Annotated in this window: 24 protein-coding genes; 4 read left to right on the top strand and 20 right to left on the bottom strand. The window is 60.7% G+C overall.

Annotation, left to right across the window (positions count from 1 at the left end; genetic code table 11):
- Window positions 1–71 precede the first annotated feature (71 nt).
- From AB4N33_RS00235 to AB4N33_RS00210, 6 genes are all read right to left on the bottom strand, one after another.
- On the bottom strand, window positions 72–1511 hold the full coding sequence (locus AB4N33_RS00235; RefSeq protein WP_460121992.1) for an aminotransferase-like domain-containing protein: 1440 nt from the start codon (window positions 1509–1511) through the stop codon (window positions 72–74).
- A 210-nt stretch (window positions 1512–1721) separates the two neighbouring features.
- Window positions 1722–2534 (bottom strand): OmpA family protein, encoded by an 813-nt coding sequence (locus AB4N33_RS00230; RefSeq protein ID WP_476456122.1) that lies wholly within the window; start codon window positions 2532–2534, stop codon window positions 1722–1724.
- Window positions 2531–2887, bottom strand: coding sequence for a DUF4398 domain-containing protein (locus AB4N33_RS00225; RefSeq protein ID WP_460121989.1), 357 nt, complete (start codon window positions 2885–2887; stop codon window positions 2531–2533). The genes AB4N33_RS00230 and AB4N33_RS00225 overlap by 4 nt, the downstream gene beginning before the upstream one ends.
- A gap of 9 nt (window positions 2888–2896) precedes the next feature.
- On the bottom strand, window positions 2897–3718 hold the full coding sequence (locus AB4N33_RS00220) for a substrate-binding periplasmic protein (RefSeq protein ID WP_476456121.1): 822 nt from the start codon (window positions 3716–3718) through the stop codon (window positions 2897–2899).
- A gap of 193 nt (window positions 3719–3911) precedes the next feature.
- Window positions 3912–4841, bottom strand: a complete 930-nt coding sequence (locus tag AB4N33_RS00215; protein ID WP_460141137.1) for an electron transfer flavoprotein subunit alpha/FixB family protein — start codon at window positions 4839–4841, stop codon at window positions 3912–3914.
- 2 nt (window positions 4842–4843) lie between these two features.
- The gene (locus AB4N33_RS00210) at window positions 4844–5593 is read right to left on the bottom strand and encodes an electron transfer flavoprotein subunit beta/FixA family protein (RefSeq protein ID WP_192306085.1); all 750 of its coding nucleotides are present in this window, start codon (window positions 5591–5593) and stop codon (window positions 4844–4846) included.
- Window positions 5594–6140: 547 nt separating this feature from the next.
- On the opposite strand from AB4N33_RS00210, the gene AB4N33_RS00205 reads away from it, so the two are divergent.
- A complete protein-coding gene (locus tag AB4N33_RS00205; RefSeq protein ID WP_460141136.1) occupies window positions 6141–7805 on the top strand; it encodes an electron transfer flavoprotein-ubiquinone oxidoreductase in 1665 nt (554 codons plus the stop codon).
- A gap of 134 nt (window positions 7806–7939) precedes the next feature.
- Here the strand turns inward: AB4N33_RS00205 and AB4N33_RS00200 are convergent, their stop codons facing one another.
- From AB4N33_RS00200 to AB4N33_RS00175, 6 genes are all read right to left on the bottom strand, one after another.
- Window positions 7940–8743 (bottom strand): IclR family transcriptional regulator, encoded by an 804-nt coding sequence (locus AB4N33_RS00200; protein WP_476456120.1) that lies wholly within the window; start codon window positions 8741–8743, stop codon window positions 7940–7942.
- A 60-nt stretch (window positions 8744–8803) separates the two neighbouring features.
- On the bottom strand, window positions 8804–10114 hold the full coding sequence (locus AB4N33_RS00195) for an MFS transporter (RefSeq protein ID WP_460121980.1): 1311 nt from the start codon (window positions 10112–10114) through the stop codon (window positions 8804–8806).
- 172 nt (window positions 10115–10286) lie between these two features.
- Window positions 10287–11435, bottom strand: a complete 1149-nt coding sequence (gene dgoD / locus AB4N33_RS00190; RefSeq protein ID WP_224536146.1) for a galactonate dehydratase — start codon at window positions 11433–11435, stop codon at window positions 10287–10289.
- Between the two features lie 47 nt (window positions 11436–11482).
- Window positions 11483–12103 carry a 2-dehydro-3-deoxy-6-phosphogalactonate aldolase gene (locus AB4N33_RS00185; protein ID WP_476456119.1) on the bottom strand — a complete coding sequence of 207 codons (621 nt, stop codon included), beginning with the start codon at window positions 12101–12103 and terminating at the stop codon, window positions 11483–11485.
- A gap of 19 nt (window positions 12104–12122) precedes the next feature.
- On the bottom strand, window positions 12123–13115 hold the full coding sequence (locus AB4N33_RS00180) for a 2-dehydro-3-deoxygalactonokinase (protein WP_476456118.1): 993 nt from the start codon (window positions 13113–13115) through the stop codon (window positions 12123–12125).
- A 153-nt stretch (window positions 13116–13268) separates the two neighbouring features.
- Window positions 13269–13751, bottom strand: a complete 483-nt coding sequence (locus AB4N33_RS00175) for a GNAT family N-acetyltransferase (protein ID WP_460121974.1) — start codon at window positions 13749–13751, stop codon at window positions 13269–13271.
- A gap of 192 nt (window positions 13752–13943) precedes the next feature.
- Between AB4N33_RS00175 and AB4N33_RS00170 the strand changes: the two genes are divergently transcribed.
- The 3 genes from AB4N33_RS00170 (at window position 13944) to AB4N33_RS00160 (ending at window position 15850) form a co-directional block, all read left to right on the top strand.
- On the top strand, window positions 13944–15146 hold the full coding sequence (locus AB4N33_RS00170) for an MFS transporter (protein ID WP_476456117.1): 1203 nt from the start codon (window positions 13944–13946) through the stop codon (window positions 15144–15146).
- Between the two features lie 85 nt (window positions 15147–15231).
- On the top strand, window positions 15232–15555 hold the full coding sequence (locus AB4N33_RS00165) for a hypothetical protein (RefSeq protein WP_460121970.1): 324 nt from the start codon (window positions 15232–15234) through the stop codon (window positions 15553–15555).
- 40 nt (window positions 15556–15595) lie between these two features.
- Window positions 15596–15850: a hypothetical protein gene (locus AB4N33_RS00160; protein ID WP_460121968.1), complete on the top strand. Its 255-nt coding sequence runs from the start codon at window positions 15596–15598 to the stop codon at window positions 15848–15850.
- Window positions 15851–15942: 92 nt separating this feature from the next.
- Here AB4N33_RS00160 and AB4N33_RS00155 read toward each other — a convergent pair whose 3' ends face one another.
- From AB4N33_RS00155 to AB4N33_RS00120, 8 genes are all read right to left on the bottom strand, one after another.
- Window positions 15943–16866, bottom strand: coding sequence for a PfkB family carbohydrate kinase (locus AB4N33_RS00155; protein WP_476456116.1), 924 nt, complete (start codon window positions 16864–16866; stop codon window positions 15943–15945).
- The gene (locus AB4N33_RS00150; protein ID WP_460121963.1) at window positions 16859–18325 is read right to left on the bottom strand and encodes a purine-cytosine permease family protein; all 1467 of its coding nucleotides are present in this window, start codon (window positions 18323–18325) and stop codon (window positions 16859–16861) included. Before AB4N33_RS00150 ends, AB4N33_RS00155 begins: the two co-directional genes overlap by 8 nt.
- Window positions 18326–18559: 234 nt before the next feature.
- Complete coding sequence (locus tag AB4N33_RS00145; RefSeq protein ID WP_476456115.1) at window positions 18560–19558, bottom strand: ADP-ribosylglycohydrolase family protein; 999 nt, start codon at window positions 19556–19558, stop codon at window positions 18560–18562.
- The gene (locus tag AB4N33_RS00140) at window positions 19555–20268 is read right to left on the bottom strand and encodes a GntR family transcriptional regulator (protein ID WP_460121959.1); all 714 of its coding nucleotides are present in this window, start codon (window positions 20266–20268) and stop codon (window positions 19555–19557) included. Before AB4N33_RS00140 ends, AB4N33_RS00145 begins: the two co-directional genes overlap by 4 nt.
- Window positions 20269–20473: 205 nt before the next feature.
- The gene (gene araH, locus AB4N33_RS00135; protein WP_460121957.1) at window positions 20474–21442 is read right to left on the bottom strand and encodes an L-arabinose ABC transporter permease AraH; all 969 of its coding nucleotides are present in this window, start codon (window positions 21440–21442) and stop codon (window positions 20474–20476) included.
- 12 nt (window positions 21443–21454) lie between these two features.
- On the bottom strand, window positions 21455–22999 hold the full coding sequence (gene araG, locus AB4N33_RS00130) for an L-arabinose ABC transporter ATP-binding protein AraG (RefSeq protein WP_460121955.1): 1545 nt from the start codon (window positions 22997–22999) through the stop codon (window positions 21455–21457).
- 65 nt (window positions 23000–23064) lie between these two features.
- The gene (locus AB4N33_RS00125) at window positions 23065–24069 is read right to left on the bottom strand and encodes a substrate-binding domain-containing protein (RefSeq protein ID WP_460121954.1); all 1005 of its coding nucleotides are present in this window, start codon (window positions 24067–24069) and stop codon (window positions 23065–23067) included.
- A gap of 122 nt (window positions 24070–24191) precedes the next feature.
- Window positions 24192–25010 (bottom strand): SDR family oxidoreductase, encoded by an 819-nt coding sequence (locus tag AB4N33_RS00120; protein ID WP_460121952.1) that lies wholly within the window; start codon window positions 25008–25010, stop codon window positions 24192–24194.
- Window positions 25011–25145 lie beyond the last annotated feature (135 nt).

Genomic DNA, 25145 nt, shown 5'->3' with positions numbered 1-25145 from the left:
GCACTATCGGCGAGGGACATATGCTCGCTCGTTGGGCACAACAAGACAAGCTTGCTGGAGGGCGACTTGTATCAAAAGACGCCAGTCGTCTCCTGGCACAGTTGTGTGGCCAACATGCCCAGGGTCATCAACGCCCGTTCCGCCTCACGATTCCATGGCGTACCGCAGTTGAGCCGGATGCAATGGTTGAACTGCTCGGTGTTACTGAAAATCAGCCCCGGCGCGATACTGATGCCTTGTTGCAGTGCACGCACATGCAGTTCCTGCGTGTTGACCCTGCCGGGCAGGCTTACCCATAGAATGAAACCGCCGGTGGGCCGGGTCATCTGAGTGCCTTCCGGAAAGTACTGCTGCACCGCGAGCTGGAAGGCGCTGAGATTCTTGCGGTATTCCTGGCGGATGAACCGCAGATGCCTGTCGTATCCACCGTTTTCCAAATAGGCAGCGATGCCCATCTGCGTCACGCTGCAGGCGGAATGGGTACTGAACGTCTGCAGCCGCTGGATTTCCTGCTGGTACTTGCCGGCGATCATCCAGCCAATGCGCACCCCCGGTGACAAGGTCTTGGAGAAGCTCGAGCAATAGATCACCCGGTCCAGCCGGTCGTAGGCCTTGAGCGCTTTGGTCCGCCCCTGTTCGAACATCAATTCGCCGTAGATGTCGTCTTCGACCACCTGGATATCGAAATCCGAGGCCAAGCGCAGCAATTGTTTCTGCCGCTCTTCGGGCATCGTGCCCCCCAGCGGGTTGCCCAGGCGCGTGGTCAGCACCAACGCCTTGATCGACCACTGGTTGGCCGCCAGCTGCAAGGCTTCCAGGCTCATGCCGGTGGCCGGATCACTGGGGATCTCGATGACTTTGAGGCCCAGCAGGTCGGCCAATTGCAACAAGCCGTAGTAAGTCGGTGACTCGGCGGCGATCAGATCGCCTGGCCGTGTCAGCACGCGCAGGGACATCTGCAGGGCATCGACGCAGCCGTGGGTGATCACCACTTCGGAGGGATCGACCACCACGCCCGCATCGCGCATGCGAATTGCCACTTGGCGGCGCAGCGGTTCGAAACCGGGGCTGAACATGTAGCTGAACGCCCGCGGACTATGGAATCGGGTGACTTTGGCCAGTTGCTGATGCAATGCGCGAACGGGCAGATAGTCAACGCTTGGCACGGCCGCGCCCAGGGGAAACACCCCTTCACGGCGCGACTCGACCAACACTTGCTGGATGATGCTGCTGCGAGTAACCAGCCCAGGGCGCTCTACCCGTGCGATGTCCGGCGTCGGCGCCGTCAGGGCTGGCGTCTGGTGCACGTAGTAACCGGACTGCGGCCGGGCACGGATCAGCCCCTGATCCTCGAGGTTTGCGTAAGCCTGCAACACAGTGGCATGGCTGACGTTGAGCTGCGAGCTCATCTTGCGTACCGAAGGCACGCGCTCCCCCGGTTGATAGACACCCCGACGGATGTCTTCGGCCAGTTGTTGAGCAATACGTTGGTAGAGCAAGAGGTTGGTCATGACGCAGCACTCGATTTCACGGGCATTTTATTCTTGTGTGAAACAATACCGGAACAGTTTAGAAGTGTACGGGGACAGTTACCACAATAGTCGACAGTACAGTGCAGTGTCAGCAAAATCTGTACTGCTTACATCAAGAGTGTGAGCCGTTGGCAGGCGTAAAAAAACCCGGCACTGACTGGCAGGCCGGGTTTTCCAGTAACGCCGCCCTCAGCGGGCGGCGCCGAGCTGGCCTTTTTCGTCGGAGAACACGATTTCCACTCGACGGTTCTGCGCGCGGCCCCGTTCGGAGGCGTTCACGTCCACCGGGTATTCGTCGCCGTAACCTTCGACCTGGATGCGCTTGTCGTCGATGCCCAGGTCCATGAGTACATCCGCCACCGACTGTGCGCGGTCACGGGACAGCTTGAGGTTTTCCTGCTTGCCGCCGGTACTGTCGGTGTACCCTTCGATGCGCACGACGCGCTTGGGGTTGAGCTGCAGGAACTGGACAATCTTGAGCACCACGCGGTTGGCAGAGCTTTTCAGCTCAGCTTCACCGGTATCGAACAGCATGTCGCCGAGTGTCATCACCAGGCCGCGATCGGTCTGGGTGGTGGCGAGCGCGACGATCTGTTCTTCCAGCCACTTGCCCTGCTGCTGCACGCTGAGCAGCTTGGATTCGCGCAAAGCCAGTTGCAGGCGCTGTCGCTCCAGCTCGAGCTTGGCCGCACGCTCTTCATTGAGCACCAGATTGGTGTGCTCCCGGGCGATTTCGCTGTAGCGGCGACTCAGGTAGGCGTAATGCACCACGTCTGAACCGCTGCCCCAGTAACTGGACAGGCGGTCGGCACGCGCCAGGGATTCGCCGGCGCGAATCACGTCCTTGGGGGCGATGCGCAACACGTTGGCATCTTCCTTGACCTTCTGGAAATCGGCACCGGCATCCTGCAACGCAGTTTCGCTGCGTTGACCGGCACAGCCGTACAGACTGGCGCAGCCGGCGAGGATCAGGGCCCCGACAATCTTGGAATCGAGATTCATTGGGCATCCCCCACTTGCTTGCGCAGTCGGGTAATGCGGCTGTTGAGCACCTTCAATTGCTCTTCGCTCTTGAGCGTCAGCACCTTGGCTTCGGCCAGGCGTGCGTCCAGCTCGGCCTGTTCAGCCCGCATCCGCGCATGTTTGTAGGATTGATCGGCCATATCGCCCTGAGCGCGACTGAACTTGTCTTCGGCCAGTTTCATTTCCGGCACTTCGTCGGCGGTGGCCCCTACGGCCTTGGCTTGTACCAGTGCCTGCTCGGTCAGGCGGAACTGTTCATTGGGCGCCGGATCGGCTGCACACCCCGCCAGGGCCATAACGGCCAAGGCAGCGAAAAGAGGTCGAATACTCACTAAAAATCCCTACTGTTTTGGGGCACCGGCGGGGGGCTGTTGGGGTTGGGAGAGTTGGGTTTTCCAACGCTCGATATTGCGCAACAGCGCGGCCTCGGCCAGTCCGGACGCGGGCAATTCTGTCATCTTTTTGGCCATCTGTCCGCGCAACCACGGATCGTTACAGGCCGAATTATGGGATATCGCCAGGTACAGGCCCGGTTTATCCACCGGTTGGGCTCGCGCCACCAAGTCGTTGGCCATGCCCAATGCCTGCACGGCGGCCATGCCTGAGTAACGCCCTGCCAGTACATATTCCACCTCGCCCAGCAGCAGTTTCTGGAACGCCTGCGTCAGGTTGGCTGTACGAACGAGGGCCAGTTGTTGCTCGGCGAACAGGCTGAATGCCGACGTAATCCGGGACTTTTCCGACAGTGCACCAGGGTGGCCGTGAAGGTCATGCGCGTCGTTGTAGACCAGCGCCGAGTCCTTGCGTGTCCAAACCAGGTAATCGTTTTCCAGCAATGGCGGATGGATGTAGTCCAGGCTTTGCAGTTCACTGAGCGTCAACGGCGCGTCTGCCAGCATGTCCATGCGTCCACTGCGCACCTCTTCCAGGGCTTGGGCGCGTTTACCGGCATAGAGCAACTCGACCTTGATCCCCAACTCCCCTGCCACTTGCTGCAGCAGATCGGCACTGGCCCCGATCAGGTGCTTCGGATTTTGCGGGTCCTGCCAAAGGTACGGCGGCGCATCCGGGCTACCGGTGACCACCAGGCGCTCGCACTTGCCGGCGGCGACAGACAACCCCGGCAACAGCACCAGCGCACTCAATATCAGACGCAGATTCATACACCTCCCGTAATCCCCCCTGTAGGAGCGAGCTTGCTCGCGATGGACGACAGAGCACCGCGGGGTGTCAGGCGCCCAGCGTTTTCGTTGACGACCATCGCGAGCAAGCTCGCTCCTACAGGGGGGCAGAAAAATCGAAAGCAAAAAAAAGCCCGACCAAAAGGTCGGGCTCTTTATAGGTCAAGCGGCTGGATTAGACCAGCTTCTCGAACTCGGGGATCGCTTCGAACAGGTCTGCCACCAGGCCGTAATCGGCCACCTGGAAGATCGGCGCTTCTTCGTCCTTGTTGATCGCAACGATCACTTTGGAGTCTTTCATGCCGGCCAGGTGCTGGATCGCGCCGGAGATACCGACCGCGACGTACAGCTGTGGCGCAACGATCTTGCCGGTCTGGCCGACCTGCATGTCGTTGGGTACGAAACCTGCGTCGACCGCAGCACGCGAGGCACCGACAGCAGCGCCCAGCTTGTCGGCCAGGGCGTACAGGTGCTTGAAGTTGTCACCGTTCTGCATGCCACGGCCGCCGGAAACGACGATCTTGGCAGCGGTCAGTTCCGGACGATCGGACTTGGCCAGTTCCTCACCAACGAAGCTGGAGATACCAGCGTCGTGAGCCGCAGCGACGGCTTCAACGGCAGCTGAACCACCTTCGGCGGCAACCGGGTCGAAACCGGTGGCACGTACGGTGATCACCTTGATCGCAGCGTTCGATTGCACGGTAGCGATGGCGTTACCCGCGTAGATCGGACGCTTGAAGGTGTCGGCGCTTTCTACCGAGATGATCTCGGAGATCTGGTCAACGTCCAGTGCAGCGGCAACGCGCGGCAGGATGTTTTTGCCGTTGGAAGTCGCGGCAGCCAGGATGTGACTGTAGCTTTTGCCCAACTCTGCAACCAGCGGAGCAACGTTTTCTGGCAGCTGGTGCGCGTAGGCCGCGTTATCAGCATTCAGGACCTTGCTCACGCCAGCGATTTTCGCGGCGGCTTCGGCCACGGCGCCAGCGCCCTGGCCAGCGACCAGAACGTGGATGTCGCCACCGATTTTGGCGGCGGCAGCTACGGTGTTCAGCGTGGCCGGAGCCAGGGCTTTACCGTCGTGTTCAGCGATTACCAAGATAGTCATTGTTAGATTACCTTCGCTTCGTTTTTCAGTTTCTCGACCAGTTCAGCCACCGACTTGACCTTGATGCCTGCGCTGCGTGCCGCAGGCGCTTCGACTTTTACGGTCTTGTTGGTGGAGGCGGTGGAAACGCCCAAAGCGTCCGGAGTCAGCGTCTCGAGAGGCTTCTTCTTGGCTTTCATGATGTTTGGCAGGGACGCATAGCGCGGCTCGTTCAAACGCAGGTCGGTGGTGACGATGGCCGGCAGCTTCAACGAAACGGTCTGCGCGCCGCCATCGATTTCGCGAGTCACGGCAACGCTGTCGCCAGACACTTCGACCTTGGATGCGAAGGTGCCCTGACCGTAGCCGCTCAGTGCAGCCAGCATCTGGCCAGTCTGGTTGTTGTCGCTGTCGATGGCTTGTTTGCCCAGGATCACCAGTTGCGGCTGCTCCTTGTCGACAACGGCCTTCAACAGTTTGGCGACGGCCAGGGATGTCAGATCTTCAGCGGATTCGACGAGGATGGCGCGGTCGGCACCCAGAGCCAGCGCGGTGCGCAGCTGCTCCTGAGCGGTGGACGGGCCGACGGAGACGACGACGATTTCAGTCGCAACGCCTTTTTCTTTCAGGCGTACGGCTTCTTCCACTGCGATTTCGCAGAATGGGTTCATCGACATCTTCACGTTGGCGAGGTCGACGCCGGAATTGTCCGCCTTGACGCGGACCTTGACGTTGTAATCCACAACGCGTTTGACAGCTACAAGAACCTTCATGGATTCCTCGTTACTCTCCGGTGAAAAGAAAGTCGCCTGGGCGTACCTGGCGGTTGATGCTCATCGGGCGCAAGGGCACCTCCAAAAACGCCGGCCTGTGTGTCAAGTGATGGACGCTCATGATGTTGATGACCGTTCGTCAGGGGTGACTACTCGGTCATCGCATTACACGGCGTGTAAACTGCGCGGATAACCCACGCGTCGCATCACCTTCTACTGCCATCGCCCTGTCTTTAGAGGTGCTCTTGAAACCACCGGTCAGCCTACGGCGAGCGCAAAACCGACCGTATCTTGACCGGAACGCCTATTCCGGTCAATACGGCAAAATAGCCGTTCATAAGCCGCGTGACTTTGATTTATCTGGCTTTGAGCCATTTCAAACAAACGTTTGTATTGGACGCTGAGAGTGGTGTAGATATAATGCGCCACCCAGAGAGAAAGGTGGCTCATCGATTGTCCTCTTCCCCGTTCACGCAGGGATTCATGGATGCGACACCAAACCTCCAAATAGAAAAAAAACCGTTGAGCCTTGAGTAGGAGAAAACCTGTGGAACGCGAATACATGGAATTCGACGTGGTCATCGTCGGTGCCGGCCCCGCTGGTCTTTCCGCCGCCTGCCGGTTGAAGCAGAAGGCTGCTGAAGCTGGTAAGGAAATCAGCGTCTGCGTGGTCGAAAAAGGCTCTGAAGTGGGTGCTCACATCCTGTCCGGTGCCGTGTTTGAACCGCGCGCCCTGAACGAATTGTTCCCGGACTGGAAAGAACTCGGTGCACCGCTGAACACGCCGGTCACCCGCGACGATATCTACGTGCTGAAGAACGCTGACAGCGCGCAGAAGATTCCTGACTTCTTTGTGCCCAAGACCATGCACAACGAAGGCAACTACATCATTTCCCTGGGTAACCTGTGCCGCTGGCTCGCCCAGCAGGCCGAGAACCTGGGCGTGGAAATCTACCCGGGCTTCGCCGCCCAGGAAGCGCTCATTGACGAAAACGGCGTAGTTCGCGGGATCATCACCGGCGACCTGGGTGTCGACCGTGAAGGTCATCCCAAAGAAGGCCTGTACACCCCCGGCATGGAACTGCGTGGCAAATACACGCTGTTCGCCGAAGGTTGCCGTGGCCACATCGGCAAACAGCTAATCAAGCGTTTCAACCTCGATACCGAAGCCGACGCCCAGCACTACGGCATTGGTCTCAAGGAAATCTGGGAAATCGACCCGGCCAAGCACCAGCCAGGCCTGGTGGTCCACACCGCCGGTTGGCCAATGGACATTATGGGCACCGAGAACACCGGTGGCTCGTTCCTCTATCACCTGGAAAACAATCAGGTGTTCGTCGGCCTGATCGTCGACCTTTCCTACAGCAACACCTACCTGTCGCCGTTCGACGAGTTCCAGCGCCTCAAGCATCACCCGGTGCTCAAGCAGTACCTGGAAGGCGGCAAGCGCATCAGCTACGGCGCACGCGCGATCTGCAAGGGCGGCCTGAACTCGCTGCCGAAAATGGTCTTCAAGGGTGGCGCGCTGATCGGTTGCGACCTCGGCACCCTGAACTTCGCGAAGATCAAGGGCAGCCACACCGCGATGAAGTCGGGCATGCTCGCTGCCGAATCGGTGGCTGACGCGCTGTTCGCCGACAAGGACGGCAGCGAAGAGCTGACTTCCTACGTCGACGCGTTCAAAAACAGCTGGCTGCATGAAGAACTGTTCGCCAGCCGCAACTTCGGCCCGGCGATCCACAAGTTCGGCGCTATCGTCGGTGGTGGTTTCAACTGGCTGGACCAGAACATCTTCGGCGGCAAAATGCCGTTCACCCTGCACGACAACAAGCCGGATTACGCCTGCCTCAAGCTCGCGGCCGACTGCAAGAAGATCGACTATCCGAAACCGGACGGCAAACTCAGCTTCGACAAATTGAGCTCGGTGTTCATTTCGGGGACCAACCACGAAGAAGAACAACCCTGCCACCTGAAGCTCACCGACCCGAGCATTCCGCTGAGCAAGAACCTGCCGCTGTACGACGAACCGGCACAGCGTTACTGCCCGGCCGGCGTTTATGAAGTAGTGACTCAGGAAGACGGCGAGAAGCGCTTCCAGATCAACGCCCAGAACTGCGTTCACTGCAAGACCTGCGACATCAAGGACCCTGCACAGAACATCACCTGGGTGACACCGGAAGGTGCTGGCGGCCCGACTTACCCGAACATGTAAGCCGGTTGCTCTGATAAAAAGGCTCCCTACACGGGGGCCTTTTTGTTACCCGCAATTCCTGTCGGAGCGAACACGTCAGGAACTGCGCTCGAAACAGCGCCTGTGCCGCAATTGTGCGTCGAGCACCTTGAAGTTCAGACCTTCAGGCCAAGCTCCGCCGACAGCCGGGCTGTGACTCCTTTGATCAGGGGAATCAGCTCGGCCATTTTTTCCAGTGGCATGTACGGCACCGTGCTCGCAATGCTGATGCCGGCGACGATGCTCTTGCTGGCATCGCGTATCGGTGCGGCGACGCAGCGGATCGACGGCTCGTTGTCTTCCAGGTCGAAGGCGTAGCCACCGGCCACGTACTCAACCATGCGCTGGCGGAACTGCGCCCAGGATTGCTCCGGGTGCTGCGGCCAGAACTGATTTTTCCCACCTTCTGGCAAGCTGACTTCGTACAACCGTTGCCATTCTTCCTCGGTGTCATCCAGCATCAGCGCCTTGCCGATGCCGGTGCGCGCCAACGGCATGCGGTGACCAACCCGTGAACGCATTTCCGGGCCGTTGCGTCCTGGGTTCTTGTGCAGATACAAGACTTCGTCGCCTTCGCGAATCGCCAGGTGAATGGTGTCGCCGGTCAACGCCGACAACTCATCCAGATACGGCCCGGCCAGGGTCACCAGCGGCAGCTCTTCACGGGCCTGGAAACCCAGCTCGATCAACTTCGGCCCCAGCAGATAACCGATCTGCGGCACCACGCGTAAGTAACGCTCGTCCACCAGGCAACTGGCCAGTCGATGCGTGGTACTGCGCGTGGTGCCGATCAGACGGGCGATTTCCTTCAGGTCGCGTGCACCACTGGCCACGGCCTGCACGACACCCAAACCGCGAAGCAAAGTCTGGGTGCCAGTGGGCGCAGCGTCCTTGGTGTGTTTTGCAGCGTCTTCCTGCATATCCAGCCTTTAGCGTTGAGCGAGTGAACGGGCGGCATTATGGTCGCCCGAGGGCTGCGACTACAACTCGATACGCTCGACCTTGCCCACCAGCAGGATGTAGGAAAGCGCACCCAGCAAGGCCAGAACCGAGATGTAGGTAATGGCTGGCGCGAAGGAATCTCCGCTGGCGAGGAAACCGATGACGATCGGCGTGGCGATGGCCGACAGGTTACCGATGAAGTTGAACACGCCACCGGTCAATCCCAGCAGACGCGCCGGTGCCAGGGTCGAAACCAGCGACCAGGTAATGGACGCCAGGCCGTTGCCGAAAAAAGCCAGCGCGAGGAAGGCAATCACCAGCGGCGTCGATTCGACGAAGTTGGCCCCGATGATCGAGGTCGAAATCAGCAAACCGCCGATGATCGGCAACTTGCGGGCAAAGCCCACGGAGTAACCACGACGGATCAGGAAGTCCGAGAAGAAACCCGAGCAGAGCACGCCCACGAAGGCCGCCAGGAACGGCAACGATGCCAGCAACCCGGACTTGATGAAGTCCATGCCCCGGTATTTCACCAGGTAGGTCGGGAACCAGGTGAGGAAGAACCACAACGTCGAGTTGAGGCAGAACTGGCCCAGGTAGATGCCCCAGAGTTTGCGTTTGGTCAGGACGATGCCCAGGTCGGTCCAGCTGAATTTGGCTTTGACTTTGGCTTGTTCCTTCTGGATGTCCACCAACCCGCCGCCTTCGCGGATCAAGTCGATTTCAGCCTGGTTGGCGCCCTTGAAGTCCCGTGGCTCACGATACACGGCGTACCAGATCACCGCCCACAGGATGCCCACCGCGCCGGTGGTGACAAACACCATGTGCCAGCCGAATTCATGCTGCAGCCAGGCGAGGACCGGCGTCAGGAACGCCAGGCCGACGAACTGCCCGGAGGTGTAGAAACCGATGGCCGTGGCGCGCTCGCGCTCGGGGAACCAGGTGGTGACCACGCGGCTGTTGATCGGGTACGCAGGGGCTTCCAGGGCGCCGACCGCCATGCGCAGGACGAACAGCGCGATGAAGCTGCCAGCGAAGCCGAGCATCACCGTGGCGATCGACCACAGCAACAATGCGGCAGTGTAGAGAATGCGCGGCGGAACACGATCGACCAGCCAGCCGCCGGGGATCTGCATGGCGGCATAGGTCCAGCCGAACGCGGAGAAGATCAGCCCGACATGGATCGGGTCGATGCCCAGGTCGCTGGTCAGTGCCGGGGCGGCGATGGACAGGTTGCTGCGGTCCAGGTAGTTGATCACCACGGTGATGAACAGCAGGACCATGATGAAAAAACGCTTACGGCTGGGCGTCACCAACGACGCCTGCCCGGTGAGGGTTTGCGATTGCATGGGGGGTGCCTCTTTTTATCTTTATTGAGGTCGAGCTGAAGCGCTGAGGCAGTCCCTTGTGGGAGCGGGCTTGCTCGCGATAGCGGTGTGTCATTCGACATCGATGCCGGCAGACAAACCATCGCGAGCAGGCTCGCTCCCACAGGGGGCTCTAAGATGAATCAAACGAGACTCACCACTCGGCAAAACTGCCATCGGCATGACGCCAGATCGGGTTGCGCCAGCGGTGGCCGACCGCTGCACGCTCGATCACGTATTCCTCGTTGATCTCGATGCCCAGGCCCGGGCCGTTGGGGATCTTCACCATGCCCTGGTCGTAGTCGAACACCCGCGGGTCCTTCACGTAGTCAAGCAGGTCGTTGCTCTCGTTGTAGTGGATGCCCAGGCTCTGTTCCTGGATGAACGCGTTGTAGCAGGCCGCGTCCAGTTGCAGGCAAGCCGCCAGGGCAATCGGGCCCAGCGGGCAATGCAGCGCCAGCGCGACGTCGTAGGCCTCGGCCATGTTGGCGATCTTGCGGGTCTCGGTGATCCCCCCGGCGTGAGAGGCGTCGGGCTGGATGATGTCGACGTAGCCTTCGCTCAACACACGCTTGAAATCCCAGCGTGAGAACAGGCGTTCGCCCAGCGCAATCGGCGTGCTGGTCAGTGGTGCCAGTTCCTTCAACGCTTCGTAGTTTTCACTGAGCACCGGTTCTTCGATGAACATCAGCTTGTACGGGTCGAGTTCTTTCATCAGCACCTTGGCCATTGGCTTGTGCACCCGGCCATGGAAGTCCACGCCAATGCCGACGTTCGGGCCGACCGCATCACGCACGGCGGCAACGTTGGCCAGGGCCAGGTCGACTTTTTCGAAGGTATCGAGAAATTGCAGCTCTTCGGTACCGTTCATTTTGACGGCCGTGAAACCACGAGACACCGCTTCTTTCGCCGCGCGGGCGGTGTCTGCAGGGCGGTCGCCGCCGATCCACGAATACACGCGAATCTTGTCGCGAACCTGACCACCGAGCAGGTCGCTGACCGACACGCCCAGCGCCTTGCCCTTGATGTCCCACAACGCCTGGTCGATGCCGGCGAGTGCGCTCATGTGGATGGCGCCACCCCGGTAGAAGCCGCCGCGGTAAAGCACGGTCCAAATGTCTTCGATGTTGCGTGGGTCTTTGCCGATCAGGTAGTCGGACAATTCTTCGACGGCAGCCGCGACAGTGTGAGCGCGGCCTTCGACCACGGGCTCGCCCCAACCGGTCACGCCTTCATCGGTTTCGACCTTGAGGAAGCACCAGCGCGGCGGAACGATGAAGGTGGTCAGCTTGGTGATTTTCATCTGATTGTCTCTCTTGTTAGATGCAGCGCTTGCAGCGCCGAAAATGCTTAGCGAAGAGCCTTCCAGGCCGCGACGTAGGCCTTGGCATTGGCCGCTACTTGCTCGGGCGACATGCCCGGCTTGAACAAACCGGAACCGAGGCCGAACCCTCGAACGCCAGCGTCGATGAACACTTGCATGTTGTCCGGGGTGATCCCGCCGACGGGCGCGAGGATGGTTCCGACCGGCAACACGGCCAGCCAGGCCTTGACCACCGCCGGACCCATTTGCTCAGCCGGGAACATCTTCAGCACATCGGCGCCTTCAGCCAGCGCGGCAAACGCTTCGGTAGGCGTCGCCACACCCGGTGACAGGAACAATCCCGCCGCCTTTGCCGCGCGCAACACCTTGGCATCGCTGTGCGGCATGACGATCACCTGGCCACCAGCGGCTTTCACCTGCTCGACCTGTTCCGGCGTCAACACCGTGCCGGCGCCGATCAGGCAATCGGCAGGTAAGGTGCTACGCAGGATGCGGATACTTTCGTACGGTTCGGGTGAATTGAGCGGCACTTCGATAACGCGAAATCCGGCGGCGTACAGCACTTCGCCGATGGCCGCCGCTTCTTGCGGACGCAGGCCGCGCAGGATGGCAATCAGACCGTTTTGCGCCAGGGCTTGCTTGAGCATGTCAGACCTCCAGTCAGGTTTAACGCGAGGGTTGTTGGGGGACGAGGCCAGCGGCAACCGCCAGTTGCCACAAACCGCGCTCGGTGGCCTGCTCGGCCAGCGTCACACGAGCAAAACCGCAGGCGTCGAGGGCCCGGCTGTAGCGGGAGCAGAGCTGGCTGTTGCCAATCAGAATGACCGAAGGCAGGTGCACGCTGCAGCGCCGACGACGCAGTACGGCGGCCATCGCCGTCAGTTCATGGCCGATGAGCAGGCCGGACAGGTAATCCGCTTGAGCACTGGCGCTGAGCTCGCCGGTCAGGCCGAGGCTACGGGCACTGAACATTGTCGACAGCGGACCGGTTTCGCCCTCGATCGACAGCGCCACTTGCACTCCACGGTCAAATGCAGCGCTGTCAAAGGACCCGCCGCGTTGTTGGGTGCGTCCCAGAATGCTGTGATCGCTGAGCACCGCGAAGACTTCGCCGGTCATGAACGTGTCGAAATGCACGATGCAACCGTCGGCCACTTCCACCCACTTCGAATGACTGCCGGGCAGGCCGATCAGCAGATCGTCACCCTTCTCTTCCGGCAGACGTTGCATAACGCCCAGGACCTGGGTTTCTTCGCCGCGCATCACATTGGGCAGGCGCGAACGCTGGATCACGCCCGGCACGATATGCACGTCGACACCACGCACACTGCGCACGGTTTGCAGCGAAGTGCCCAGATTGGCGACATTGGCCGGTGTGTCGCAATACGCCGCTTCGCGCCAGCCCTGGGCGCTGCCGACCATGCCACAGGCAATCACCGGCAAATCGGGCTGCGCATCCAACCAGTCGCCGCAGGCATCAAGGAACGCCAGTTCAAAACCGTCGGTGCACATCACCCCGCCAATGTCTCGCGGCGTGACGGGCAACTGCATGATGCCGCACGACAGCGAGCGCTGTTCCAGCACCTGGCCATCTGCAGCGAGTTTGTAAGCACGTAATGAGGTTGTCCCCCAATCGAGCGCGATCAATTGCGCCAGCATCGCTTCACCTGTTTTGTTTATTGGGCAGTGAGTGAGCCGGACTATAAACCCGCGAAGGGATAAATCTCAATATATAAATACTTATCCCATATTGTGAGACAAAACCAAAAAAAGACCGCGGCCATTGCGATCTTTTCAATCGTTCGGCAGCGGTCAGTTGCCTTGGGCAAACTCACGCAACACCGCACCATCCATCCGGTAGCGCACCCACTCCTCTTGCGGTTGCGCCCCCAGCGACTTGTAGAACTCGATAGCCGGCGTGTTCCACTCCAGCACGCTCCACTCGAAACGCCCGCAATCATTGGCGCAGGCGATTTTCGCCAGGTGGCGTAGCAGGGTCTTGCCTGCTCCGCCGCCGCGCTGTTCGGGTGTGATGTACAGGTCTTCCAGGTACAGGCAATTGCTGCCCAGCCACGTCGAATAGCTGAAGAAGAACACGGCGAAACCGATCGGCACGCCGTCACGCAGGCAGATCAGGCCATGGGCCGTGGCGCCTTCGCTGAACAGGCTGCGTTCGATGTCGGCAACGCTGGCGATGACTTCGTGGCGGGCGCGTTCGTAGTCGGCCAGTTCGGTGATGAACCCGAGGATTTGCGGGGCATCGCTCGGGGTCGCCGGGCGGATCTCGATGGTCATGGACGGGCCTTCGTCAAAATGGAAAACGTCATGGTATGTCGACGCGGCGCACGCGTCACAGGGATTTATCGCAAGCCCTGCGCATTACTCCGGCCATTACTCATCCTGAAATCGAGAACCAGAGACCTAACATCCTCGCCTCGCGTGATAGATAGAAGACTCTTTGCAATGAACGGGTCAAGGAACCGCGTCATGTCCAGTGCTCCACCCCAAGTCTCGCGCAAGCTGTTTGGCATGTTCTGCCTGGCCAGCTATCTGTTGTCGCTGTCGTACGGCTCGACGTTTCTGTTGTCACTGCTGATCGGGGCACGCGGAGGAAACGAACACGATGCCGGCAGCGTGATCTCTGCGGCAATGCTCAGTACGTTCGCGGCGGTGATCGTCTCCGGGCATTTGTCCGATGTGTTCGGTGCGGCGCGCTCGATTGCGCTGTTCGGCGTTCTGCTGGTGGCCGCCAGCCTGGGGTTCGCCATGACGCCGGGCTTCGGTCACCTGCTGCTGTTTTTCGGCCTGTTGCTGGGGTTGGGCTGGGGCGTCTTCTACACGCTCGGGCCGATCATCGTCGCCAGCCTGGTCGCGCCCGCGCAACGCGCCAAATACTTCGCCCTGCTGTCGGGCAGCATGATGACCGGCATCGGCAGCGGCCCGTTGTTGGGGCGTGCGGCCAGCGCATTGGGCTACCCGCTGACTTCGGCATTTTACCTCGCGGCACTGGCCAGCCTGATCGGCGTCGTGCTGTTCTGGCGCCTGGACGCGCGGTTGAAAAAGGCGCCCTCGCCCACCGCCAGCGTCGCGCGCATCTCGTGGAGAGCCACCTTTGAAGTGCTGTCGTCCAGAGCGGTGCTGCCGATCGTCATGGTGGGGCTGGGCGGTTGCGTCTTTGGTGGCCTGTCGAGTTTCCAAACCAGCTATGCGACATCACGTTCGCTGGATTACTCGCTATTCTTTTTCGGCTTCATGGGCGCCGCAATCAGTAGTCGCATGTTGATCGCCGGCTTCGTGGTCAAGCGCGATCCGCTGCGCGCTTCATGCCTGTTGTCGGGGTTGATGATGGGTTCGATCGTGCTGTTCGGCTTTGTCGTCGACAACAGCTTCACCTACGTGCTGGCGGCGATGACACTCGGCGTAGGCTATGGACTGACGTACTCGGTGATCAACGGCCTGGCCGCCAACGAAGCACCCGGCGGAGTCACCGCGCAAGCGTTGCTGCTGTTCAGTCTGTCGTACTTTATCGGCGTGTTCGGCTTCCCGTTGCTGGCGGGCAAGATCATCGTCGAACAAGGCATGGGTACACTTTTGCTGACAATTCTGGCGGTGGCGTTGTTGAACTGGTTGATCACCGTAGGCCGCCTGCTCTGGCGCCGGTTCAACCTCAAGACGCCACAGCCGGCCTGAACCGTTCGTCGTTCATCAGGCACCAATCCAAAGGGAGGGTGGACCAACATCAGGTAAGGACTCTTAATGAAATGGAGACGACACCATGCTCATGTCCCGACTGACCGCCCTCACCTTCGCTACCCTGTTGTCCTCTGCGGCGTTCGCTGACACTACCGCCTCAGGAACAGGCCCGACCGACCCGGTCACCAAACCTCAATCTCCAGCCATTCAAAGCGCGCCCGGTATCAACACCGATGGCGGCGGCGTCGATCAGAACCTGCCGCCGTCTACCGGCACCGACCCACGCACCAAAGGCAACGACACGGGACGCCAAGGCGTACCAGACGGCGCCACGCCCGACAATACCGGCACTCGCTCCAAAACCACCACTGGTGGTTCGGGCTCCGAAGGCGGCGCCAATCAGTAAATCGCCACGCCAGTAATCCATTGCCATGAAAGAGGTAACCATGAACGTCGATGAAAACCTTGAGAAAGAAGTCCTGACCCGTTTGCTGCACGCTCATCCGAGCGGGCTGGGTAAAGAGGTCCTGGACAATTACCGGGGAGAGAAAGTCGTGGCCAGCACCCTGGCCACACTGCAGGAGCGCGGGCTGATCCAGCAGGGTCACGTGGTGTGCAACGAGGCTGGCGAGCACTCGTTGAACCTGCCGATCAAGCTCAGTGCCGCCGGGGTCGAGGCGGCGCGCAAGCTGGATGTCTGACCCGAAGTCCGCAATCGCGAGCAGGCTCGCTCCCACAGATTGGACACGCCCCTGCAGGAGCGGGCTTGCTCGCGATGGGGCCAGCTCAGGCTCTATAAGGACTGGCAGATAAACGCATCCACCTGCGCAGCCCCAGGCGCCGTCGCCGGCCCCCAGCGAGTCACCGCCAAAGCCGCCGCTGCATTCGCCCGCCGCGCCGCCGCGAGCACCGGCAGGCCTTGCGCCAACCCGGCGAGGAACACCCCGGCATGGGCATCACCGGCACCGTTGCTGTCCACCGCTTCGACTTTGAAACCCGGTACATGACTGCGGATGCCACCCTGATTGATCCAGCAGCCCCGAGGCCCGTCACGCACCACCATCATGACCTTGGGCGAAAGCAATCCAGCCAACTGACCGAGTGCTGCGTCGAGGTTCGATTCCCCGGTGATCTTCAGCGCCTCAACGCTGTTGCTGGTCCACACATCAATGCGCGGCATCAAGGCCCGCAACAACGGCGCATCCGGTGAGTCCACCAGTGGCCCCGGATCAAACACTACGCTGATTGCCGCAGGCAGTCCCAGCACCCAATCCAACAGGGCCTGGGCCTTGCCGACCTGCGACAGGCTATAGCCACTGACGTAGACAAAGTCTCCCGCCTCGACCGGCACGCCGGCCAGTTCCTCGGCGGACACCTCACCTTCTGCACCGATGTAGGAAATGAAGCTGCGCTCGGCTGACGCCTCGGTAACCGCCACGCACAAACCGGTATCGCGCTCGGCAGGCTGGACGATGCCAAGGTGAATGCCTTCAGCCGCCATCGCCGCCCGGGCCAGGTCGCCGAAACGACCATTGCCATGACGCCCGAGGTAAACCACTGGCAAGCCATTGCGCTGCGCAGCGGCCATCACATTGAAGCCGCCGCCGACCTCAAAATCGGCGGACTGGGCCAACACATCGCCACCCGGTGGTGGCAGCTTGTCTACCGCCATGACCAGGTCGATGATGACCTGGCCGGTGTGTAACAACTTAGGCATGAGCATTCTCAATCACGGCAGCACGACGATCCCTGGCCCCGCCGAGTACAGCGTAAATCCCACCGGCGACCAGGAACGTCACGATCCAGCCCAAGCCGTTATGACCGAGCCAGGAGTCGGAGAGGAAACCGCGAAACCAAACGGTCTGTTCGGTGGTGCCAATCGTGGTGAAGCTGAAACCCAGCACAATCGCCACGGCCCAGGCACCGAACGCCCGCCATTCGACGCCGCCGCGATACCAGTAGGCGCTGCTCGGGGTGACATCCAGCAAGTCGGCAGGGCTGTAGTAGTGACGGTGAATCAGGTCGACCACAAAGATCCCGACCCAGGCCGTGATCGGCACCGCCAGCAGGGAAATGAACGTGATGAACGGGCCGTAGAAGCTGTCAGCGATCAGCATGAAGTAGATGGAGCCGGCGAAGATCGCCACGATGTCGACCACCACCGCGTACACGCGCTTGACCTTCAGGCCCAGGGTCAACGTAGTCAGGCCAGCGGAGTACACCGACAGGTTGTTGGACAGCAGCAGACCGCCAAATGCGGTGATCAGGTACGGCACCGCCATCCAGGTCGGCAGCATGTCGCGAATCGCGACGATCGGGTCAGTGGCCGACGCCAGGTCATTGTTGCCCACCGACAGCAGGCCGCCGAGGGTGATCAGCAGCACCAGTGGAATGCCGGCACCAAACGCTGCCGATGCAACCAGGCGCACGGCCTTGACGCTGCGATGCTGGTAGCGCGACATGTCGGCACCGGCATTGGCCCAACCGATACCGGTGCCCGCCGCCATGGTGCCGATGCCGATGATCATTGCGCTCATCGGCGCCGGCGTGGCGTTGAACACGGCGCTCCAGTCGATGGTGGCGCAGAGGAAGCCGCCCACCAGAATGTTCAGCGCCCCAAACACATAGGTCGCCCATTTTTGGATCACCAGCAGCGTCGCGTGGCCTAGCCCCGACACCGACAACGTCAGGAGCACGAAAATCGCGATGAAGACCAGCGTCAGCAAAGGTGCGCTTTTCGCTTCCACCGGCGAGCCGAACAGGATCGAACACAACGACAGCAGTACGAAGGCCGCAGTGGTGGTGTTGACGGTTTCCCAACCCAGACGCGACATCAGCGAAACCAGCGTCGGGCCGATGTTGCCGCGCACGCCGAAGATCGCCCGCGACAGCGTCAGGCTCGGTGCTCGGCCACGACGACCGGCAATGGAAATGATCCCCACCACCGCGAAGGAACCGGCGGCCCCGAGAATCGCGACGATGATCGCCTGCCAGATCGCCAACCCGCGAAACGCTACCAACGTGGCCCCCAGCGGCAGGCCGAGGATGGAAATGTTGGCGGCGAACCAGACCCAGAACAGTTGCAGCGGATGCCCGTTGCACTCCGCTTCCGGTACCGGTTCGATCCCCCGGGTCTCCAGTTGCCCGGCGCTTTGCCCGACGTTTGATGAACTCATGTAAAAGGCTCCTGTTGCCATTTTTGTGCTTGTGGGCAATTGCAGAAATCGACAAAACATCCCGGCGGTCCTGGCCGTGTTGTGCGATCCATTGCGGTGAATAATTCGATAAAGCGGTGCGCCCCTGTAGGAGCGAGGTTGCTCGCGATGGTAGCCCAGACACCGCGGGGATTCAGACATCCCGCGTTATCGTTGACGACCATCGCGGGCAAGCCCGCTCCTACAGGGTGTGCGTCAGCGCAGTGCGAGAAGCCCTTGCACCAAAGGCTCCAGCTTCAACCCGTTGACAGTCTTGACCTGCTCGATCATCGAGGCTGGCCAGCTTTCAAGGCCCAGGCAGGCCCCCAGCATAGCCCCGAGAATCGCCGCGATGGTGTCGGTGTCGCCACCCAGGCCGGCGGCCATGCACAGCGCGTCGAAGGCATTCATCTCACCGATGGCCACTTGCTGCGCCAACGCGAACGAAACCACCACCGACTCCTGCGACGCCACGGACGTGCCGATCACGTCGTAAAGCAGATCCGCAAGCAACGCCTTGTCACGATCAACGCTGATGGTACGCGCCCAACTGATCCGCGGGGCAATGCGCCCGCCCGCGACCCAGTGTCCATGCTCTTCGGCCTGCTGTGCGATCTGCTGGCCGAGGTTCAACGCCTCGCCCAGATCCATGCCGTTGATACCGGCCGAGACCACCGCCGCCACCGCCGCCGCACTGGAGATGCCCAGCGTGGTGTTATGGGTGACCTGGCAGGCCTGCACCACGGCAGCGATGAATGGCTGTGGCTTGGCGACATCGGCGGCAATGCCCACCGGTGTAATGCGCATCGCCGCGCCGTTGGTGGTGCCGTAGCGCCCGGCTTCTTCAGGCGAATGGCCGGCAAGGATCATCTCGATGGCGCGCTTGGTCGACGGGCCGAGCAAATCCTGCGAGCCCTTGGCCTGCATCGCCGCTTCCCATTCGATCAGTCGCTGCGCCAGCAACGCAGGTTCGATAGTGCCCCGACCATCAACCAGCAACTGGCCGACCAGGATCGCCTGCTCGGTGTCATCGGTGATGGAGCCCTTGGGCATGTTGGCGGCAATCGGCTGATGGGGGCCTGCATCTTCCAGGCGTGTGATCTCGCCGAAACGGGACTGGATTTCGGCACGGCTCAGCGATTGGGTCGGCATGCCCAGCGCATCACCCAGGGCCAGTCCGTAGAATGCGCCCAGGGCACGATTGAGCGCCGTCATTGTGTATTTCCAAATTGCAGGTGCAGGCGAAAATGTACGGGATCGAGCAGGCTTTCGACCTGTTCCATGAAACGGTTTTGCCGGTCGTAGGTCGTCCGCAACGCTTTGAGGAATACGGTGCCGGTGGGGCGTCCGAGTAGCTGGGCGTCTTCGGCACTCAAGGGTTCGGCGCCAATCCACTGGTCGCCGCGTTCGCCGATGTAGCCGTAGGCGGCCAGGGTAATGGTCAGGGAGTTGTCGATCAGGCCGACTCGCGGCAGGCTTTCCAGGCCCCCAGTGGCAGGCATCAATGAGCGTTCAAGGGAGACCAGCGTGCCGTCGTTGGCGCGACGGCGGCGGTCGAGTGTGATGAACTGGTCGGTGCCAAAGCGCGACAGCAGGTCCGGTCGCGTGACCGCCTCCAGCCGCAGCACTTCGGTATTGACCAGCGCCCCGCTGTCGGCCAGTGCCTGCGCCCAGCCGCTGCGCTGATCAAGCACCACGCCGTCGAAAGTGACGATGGAACCTACTCCGCTTTGGGTCGCAATGTATTTGCGCCGTTTCAGTTCGGCCAGCGCTTCACGCAGCGTGCCGCGGCTGACCTTGAATTCTTGAGCCAACTGATGCTCACCCGGCAATAGAAAACCGTCCTCCAACAGACCGCTTTCAATGCGCCGGATGAGTTCGTCGACCACCCGTTGTTTCTTGTCGAATCGTACCTGTCTAATCATGTACAAATTGATACCCGAAACATGCTGTTACGGGCAAGGAATATTTAAGGGAGGTGACAGGTGGAGGGCTGACCGCTGCGCGGTCAATCGCGACGGTTCGACGCCTCGACAAGCTCGCTCCTACAGGGATCGCATTTCAACTGTAGGAGTGAGCTTGTCGAGGCGTCGAACCGTCGCGATTGACAATATCAGATCAACACGATTCTCAACGCTGCTTCAACCGGTCAATCACCACCGCCAACAGCAGGATCGAACCGCGAATCACATACTGGTAGAAGGTGTCGATGTTCTTGAGGTTCATGGCATTCTCGATGATCGCCAGAATCAACACCCCGGCAATCACATGCCGGATCATGCCAATACCGCCACTGAGCGATACGCCACCCAGAACGCAAGCCGAAATTACCGTCAGTTCAAAACCCTGGCCAATCATTGGCTGGCCCGAAGTCATGCGCGACGCCAGGATCACCCCGGCCAATGCGCCGATCACGCCGTGCACGGCGAAGATGATGATCTTGGTCCGGTCAACGTTGACGCCGGCCAGCAACGCCGCTTCCTGGTTGCCACCGATGGCCATGGTGTTGCGTCCGTACGTGGTGTAGTTCAGCAGCCAGCCGAAAAACAGGAAGCAAACGATGGTGATCAGGATCGGCACCGGTACGCCGAACAACTGGCCGTTGCCGTAGACGAAGAACGATTCCTGGGACACGCCCACCGCTTTGCCATTGGCGAAGATGTAGGCCAGGCCACGCACGATTTGCATGGTCGCCAGCGTGGTGATCAAGGCATTGACCCGCAGCTTGGCAATCACGATGCCATTGATCAGCCCGACGATCAGCCCCATGCACAGCGCCGCCGCCACGCCGAGGAATACGCTGTCGGTGTCACGCATCACCACCGCCGCAACCACGCCGGCACAGGCAATCACCGAGCCTACCGACAAGTCAAAATGCCCCGATGCCAGGCAATACAGCATCGTGCACGCGGCAATGCCAGTGGTGGAGATCGCCAGGCCCAGGCCGCGCATGTTGAGCGGCGAGAGGAAGTTGTCGATCAGCAGTGTGCAAAGCACGAAGATACCGACCGCTGCCGCCAGCATCGCCCAGTCATCGAGAAAGCGCCGCAGGTCCAGCGGTTTGCGCGTCGTCGGCAGGGTTTCGTTTTGGGTTGTCATCATAGTCACCTCTCAGTTCGCCACGCCGTCAGCGCGTTGGCGCGGCAAAGCCAGTTGCAGCAGGTTGGATTCATTGGCCTGTTCGCGGCTTAGCTCGCCACGCATTGCCCCTTCGCACATCACCAGGATCCGGTCGGAAATGCCCATGACTTCCATCAGGTCGCTGGACACCACGATGACCGCGATCCCACTGTCGGCCAGGTTGTGAATGATCTGGTAGATCTCGGCCTTGGCGCCGATGTCGATGCCACGAGTGGGCTCGTCGAGCAGCAGCACCTTCATCGGCATCGACAGCCATCGACCGAGGATCGCCTTCTGCTGGTTGCCGCCGGAGAGAAACTTGATCTGTTGTCCGGCATGGGGCGTTTTCACCCTGAGCGCCTTGATCTGCTTGTCAGCATTGTCCTTTTCCCAGAGCCCGCGAATCAGGCAGCGGAAACCGGAATGGGCCGGGCGTGCGCTGATGTTGATGTTCTCGGCGACACTGCCCAACGGAATGATGCCCTCCTTCTTGCGGTCCTCCGGACACAGCAGAATGCCGGCGGCGATCGCGTCCCGGGGTGAGCGTAGTTGCAGTTCATGACCGCGCAATTCCAGGCGTCCGGCGCTGCTGCGCTCCAGGCCACTGAGCAGGCGGAACAGCTCCGTGCGCCCGGCACCCACCAGCCCGAACAGGCCGAGGATCTCGCCTTTGTGTGCGTCGAAACTCATCGGCTCGCGCAAGCCCGGCCCGAGGAGGCCATCGGCTCGCAACGCCACCGCCCCCCGCTTGCGCGGACGGTAATCGTAGATGTCCTGGATGTCGCGGCCGACCATGCAAGTGACCAGTTGATCGTGGGTCAGCTCGCTCATGTCCTCGAAGGTACGCACGTAGCGGCCGTCCTTGAAGACCGTCACCGCGTTGCAGATGCGGAACACTTCTTCCATGCGATGGGAGACGTAGAGCACCACTTTGCCTTCATCGCGCAGGCGACCAATGATTGCCATCAAGCGATCGATCTCCCGCGCCGACAGGCTGCTGGTCGGTTCGTCAAAGGCGATCACGTGCGCGCCTCGGGACAGCGCCTTGGCGATTTCCACCAGTTGCCGCTGGCCAAGAGACAGGCGCCCGACTTTCTCCTGCGGGTCGATTTCGTCCGCCAGGCCCTTGAGGCAGGCCAACGCCTGCTGGCGCAACGCGCCGCGATTGATCAGGCCGAAACTGGCGGGCAGATGCCCGAGAAACAGGTTTTCGGCGACGGTCATTTCCGGCACCAAGTGCAGCTCCTGGTGAATCACCGCCACCCCGCTGGCGATGCTGTCGGCCGTGGACTTGAAGGCCATCGTCCGTTCACCGATCTGTAAATCGCCGCTGCTGGGCGTGTAGGCACCGCCGAGGATTTTCAGCAGGGTCGACTTGCCGGCGCCGTTCTCGCCCATCAAGGCATGGACCTGGCCTGGATGGGCGACGAAACTGATGCCGTCCAGCGCCTTGACACCGGGAAAGGTCTTGCCGATCCCGTTGAAACGTAAACTGCCGCCGGCGCTGTCTTGTTGTGTTTGTACTTGCGCGTGCATAAACCACCTCATCCCACGGATCAGGCAGCCCCGTTGCCAGGGCCACCGGGGAAATCAATCGAGCCTCAGTTCCACAGGCCGATTTTTTCCAGTTCCTGCTTGAAGTTGTCTCGAGTGATCAGCGTCACGTCGTCCATGGCGGTGTACTTCGGCGGCTCCTTGCCGGTGGTGACCCACTCGAACATCATGCTGGCGGTGTTATAGCCTTCGATGTGCGGGCTGGGCAGCATCGAACCGAAGAAACCGCTGTTGGGCTTTTTCAGTTCACCGATGGCATCGGTGCCGTTGATGCCGATGCCGATCACGTTGGCCGCCGCAAACCCGGCGCTTTCGGTGGCGCGCACGCCGCCCAGCACGGTGTTGTCGTTCATGCCGCCAATGATCAGGTTTTTTGCCGCGCCCGGCAGTTTCACCAATGCAGAGTTGGTGGCGTCCATGCTGCCCGGCACGTCGAGGGTCTTGAGCGCCGAGAACAGGATGTGATCCTTCGGCATCCCGGCGTCTTCCAATGCCTTGACCGAACCGTCGGTGCGCTTCTTGCCTGTGTCCAGTTCGTTGTAGGTGTTGATCACCGCGTAGGTGTCTTTCCAGTCCCAGCCACGTTTTTTCGCTTCGGTGGCCATCGCCGCGCCCTGCTTCTGCCCGACCTCGTAAGCCGCCATCCCGAGGTACGGCACGTCTTCCATGAATTTGCCGCTGGCATCGACGAAGCGGTCATCCACGGCAATCACTTTCAAACCGTTGAGCTTGGCCTTGGCCATGATTGCCGGGCCCAGGGAGACGTCCGGCGGGCAGATCACGAAACCCTTGGCGCCGTTGGCGGCAAGGCTGTCGATGGCAGAGAGGGTTTTCTCGCCGTCCGGCACGGCGATCTTGATCACGGTGAAGCCCTTGTCCTTGCCGGCTTTTTCCGCGAAGGCCCATTCGGTTTGGAACCAGGGCTCTTCCGCCTGCTTCACCAGGAAACCGATTTTGATTTCCTCGGCAGCCAGCAGCGTACTGCTCAGGCTGACGGCGGTAACCGCCAAGGCAACACGGCACAGGGAACGGATCCCACGACGACGATTCATAAGCTGACTCCTTGTTATTTTTTTTGAGCGTTAGTTGAAAGCCAATCAAAGGTTACTGCAAATAGTCATATTATATGATGATTGAATTACAGCCGCACTTTAGCGCCTGGAACCCCGGTTACTCAGTCGTGGTACAGCACCGAGCGACCACCATCGATGGTGATGCATGAAGCATTGATGAAGGGCGCTTCATCACTGGCCAGGAACACCGCGGTCATCGCCACTTCCATGGGCTGGCCGATGCGCCGTGGTGGATGCAGGTCGAACGCCCGTTGACGCTCGGCGTGCGGGTCGGCAAAACCGTTCCAGTAATCGATGTTCAGTTGGGTTTCGATGTAGCCTGGGGCGATGGCGTTGACCCGAATGCCCTTGGGCGCGTACTCGATGCCCAGCGCACGGGTCAGGCCGAGCAACCCGTGCTTGGCCACCGGATAGGGAAAACAGCCTGGAATGATGTGGCTGGAATGGGTCGAAGCGATGTTGATGATGCTGCCGACACCCTGTTCGATCATCTGTGGCAGTACGGCCTTGCAACCGAACCAGGCTCCGTCCAGGTCGATGGCGAAACAACGGCGCCAGTCTTCCTCGGTCATTTGCAGGGGATCGCGAAATACATTGACGCCTGCGCAGTTGACCAGCACGTCGATGCGGCCGTAACGCTCGACCGCCAGCCGTGCCATAGCATGCAAGTCCTGTGGGCTGGATACGTCGGCCCTGATCGCCTGGACGTCGAAGCCCTTGTCGCGCCAGAGAGCAGCGACTGCCTCGACCTTCTCGCCCTGGATATCACTGATGATCAATCGGGCCTGCTGGCAGGCGAAGGCCGCAACGATTGCCTCGCCGATGCCCTGGGCTGCGCCGGTCAGCAGTACGACCTTGTCTTTCAGGCGCTCACCCTGCGGCGGCTCGGGCACCGCTGGCAGCGAAAGGAGCTCAGCCATGCAGCGCGACTCCCTTTTCCAGGCACGACAAAAACCGGGCATCCATCGATGTCCGGTTGAAAATCCTGTAGGTAAATCGTTTCATCACTTCACCTGTTTTATTCTTTTTAAGTGTGAGTGCGTGCAACTGATGGA

Source organism: Pseudomonas sp. S1_E05 (assembly GCF_056337105.1).
Note: the sequence above shows the minus strand (reverse complement) of the source record. Positions and strands in the feature narration are given on the sequence as shown.